General features: G+C 59.0%; 2 protein-coding genes. One reads left to right on the top strand and one right to left on the bottom strand.

The annotated features are described in order from the left end of the window. Positions 1-667 precede the first annotated feature (667 nt). Positions 668-1,348, top strand: coding sequence for a transposase (locus GNK13_RS18895; RefSeq protein ID WP_164104119.1), 681 nt, complete (start codon positions 668-670; stop codon positions 1,346-1,348). Between the two features lie 127 nt (positions 1,349-1,475). Here the strand turns inward: GNK13_RS18895 and GNK13_RS18900 are convergent, their stop codons facing one another. Further along, complete coding sequence (locus GNK13_RS18900; protein ID WP_315853004.1) at positions 1,476-1,793, bottom strand: tyrosine-type recombinase/integrase; 318 nt, start codon at positions 1,791-1,793, stop codon at positions 1,476-1,478. Between the last annotated feature and the right edge of the window lie 64 nt (positions 1,794-1,857).

Consider the following 1,857-nt stretch of genomic DNA (forward strand, 5'->3'; position numbering starts at 1 on the left):
GCCTTTGGAATTGGAACCGCGGCAGCAGCCTTGTGGCGTTAGCCCCTTGGCCGATGCCGCGGCAGCCTAACTGGACTGAGCGAGTTAACCGCCCTTTGGGTCAGAAGGAAGAAGGGCAACTGCGAAAAGCAATCGCCCGCAGCCAACCGTTTGGAGATAGTGGCTGGGTCGAAGCGACGGCCAGCCGCTTGGGGCTCGAGTCCACGCTGCGGAAACGAGGTCGCCCCCGAAAATTTCCCCAGACTAACAAATAGGCTCCTGACCCCTTTTCTCCAGCAAGGAAGACCAGTGAACGAACCACCAAGAGCGTAGCAAACCCAAGCCAGCCCGAGCAGACCTATGTCCCTAGTCGATCATCGCGGGAGGGAATTCGGCGAGGGGGGAGCCTTCGCTGTCGCGGCGATTTGGCCCCGGTGCCGCGCTTGTCGAAAAAGGGGTCAGGAGCCGAATTGGTTGTTTGGGAAGTTCTGCTTAGTTAGTCTGGTCAGAAGTGGTGGTTTCTTTGGTTTCGCCTGTGGCGGAGTGGGCCTGAAAAAGGGGTCAGGAGCCGAATTGGTTGATGTCGAAAAAGGGGTCAGGAGCCGAATTGGTTGTTTGGGAAGTTCTGCTTAGTTAGTCTGGTCGGAAGTGGTGGTTTCTCTGGTTTCGCCTGTGGCGGAGTGTTCCAATGCCGCGTCCCCCGAGGGCCGATGAGGCCGGTGCGATCTACCACGCTCTGAATCGCGGGAACTCGCGACAAACGATCTTTCGTAAAGAGGCCGACTACGAAGCGTTCGAGAGAATTCTCGTGGAGGGTTTACAAAGCTATCCGGTCGACTTGTTCGCCTACCAGTGGATGCCGAACCATTGGCACATGGTCTTGCGGCCGCGCGAAGACGGTGCGATGAGCCGTCTACTGTATTGGGTGGCAATGACGCATGCAGCTCGCCACCACGCTCACTACCACACCGCTGGCAGCGGACATCTTTACCAGGGTCGGTTCAAAAGCTTTCCGGTTCAGGACGACGATCATTTCTTCGTGGTTTGCCGCTACGTCGAACGCAATGCGCTAGCGGCAGGACTTGTACTGCGGGCGGAGAATTGGCGTTGGGGGAGCCTTTGGAATTGGAACCGCGGCGGCAGCCTTGTGGCGTTAGCCCCTTGGCCGATGCCGCGGCAGCCTAACTGGACTGAGCGAGTTAACCGCCCCTTGGGTGAGAAGGAAGAAGGGCAACTGCGAAAAGCAATCGCCCGCAGCCAACCGTTTGGAGATAGTGGCTGGGTCGAAGCGACGGCCAGCCGCTTGGGGCTCGAGTCCACGCTGCGGAAACGAGGTCGCCCCCGAAAATTCCCTCAGATGGACAGATAGGCTCCTGACCCCTTTTCTCCACCTGCCGCGACGCTTCGGGTTGGCTTTGGGCGTGAAGACGACCAATGGGCCAACTTACTGGCGACGATCAGGAAGCTAGCGGTCGGGGACCGGCCCGAAAAAGGGGTCAGGAGCCGAATTGGTTGTCGGGACGAAGTGACGGCCCGTGATTTGGGGCTCGAATCCACGCTGCGGAAACGAGGTCGTCCCCCAAAAATTTCCCCAGACTAACAAATAGGCTCCTGACCCCTTTTCTCCACCTGGCGTAAATCTGCGCCGTGTTCAGATTCTCGTGCCCCAGCAGCGTCTGGATGCTCCGCAGGTCCGCGCCGTTCTCCAGCATCAGCGTCGCCGCCGTGTGACGCAGCAGGCCCGAAAAAGGGGTCAGGAGCCGAATTGGTTGTTGGGACGAAGCGACGGCCCGTGATTTGGGGCTCGAATCCACGCTGCGGAAACGAGGTCGTCCCCCAAAAATTTCCCCAGACTAACAAATAGGCTCCTGACCCCTT

It is taken from the genome of Candidatus Laterigemmans baculatus (assembly GCF_010367455.1).
Classification (GTDB): Bacteria; Planctomycetota; Planctomycetia; order Pirellulales; family Pirellulaceae; genus Laterigemmans; species Laterigemmans baculatus.

Coding starts and splice junctions, on each gene's coding strand:
- GNK13_RS18895 (WP_164104119.1), top strand. CDS start 668: ATGCCGCGTCCCCCGAGGGCCGATGAGGCCGGTGCGATCTACCACGCT.